General features: G+C 65.1%; 1 protein-coding gene. It reads left to right on the top strand.

Annotated features, from left to right (window positions below):
• Positions 1 to 364, top strand: a 364-nt coding sequence (locus tag JK635_RS28350; protein WP_235888003.1) for a universal stress protein, incomplete at its 5' end; no start/stop codon positions are given.
• Between the last annotated feature and the right edge of the window lie 172 nt (positions 365 to 536).

The raw sequence follows: 536 nt of genomic DNA, 5'->3' as shown, positions 1-536 counted from the left end.
GCTGGCATGGGATGGCAGCATGGAAGCCAGCCGCGCCATCAACGGCGCCATGCCGATGCTGCGCCAGGCGCAGGAAGTGAAGGTGGTGGTGTTCAACGCCGAGCAGCAGGTCAATGTGCATGGCCAACAGCCAGGCGCCGACCTTGCGCTCTATCTCGCGCGCCACGGCGTGAAGGTGGATGTGCTGCAGGAAACCACCGAGCAGGACAGCGGCAATGCGCTGCTGTCGCTGGCGGCTGACGTGAATGCCGACCTGCTGGTGATGGGCTGCTATGCGCATTCGCGTTTCCGCGAGATGCTGCTGGGCGGCGCCACGCGCACGGTGCTGGAGTCGATGACGCTGCCGGTGCTGATGTCGCATTGACAGGCAAGCAAGAGCGCCGCGTCCGCCACGGCGGCGCGGCGCTTTGCCTTTCATTCATCCATCACAGCGCCGGACCCAATCCCCACGGCGCCGGCGTGATGCTGACGATGACGGTGTAGAGCCGTTCGAAGTCCTGTTTCAGATCGATGCCGGCCAGGGGATCGCGGTTGCT

It is taken from the genome of Neobacillus paridis, from assembly GCF_016765675.1.
In the GTDB taxonomy this organism is placed as follows: domain Bacteria; phylum Bacillota; class Bacilli; order Bacillales; family Cytobacillaceae; genus Neobacillus; species Neobacillus paridis.
The sequence above is the reverse complement of the archived record's forward strand: the minus strand, read 5'-3'. Positions and strand labels throughout refer to the sequence as shown.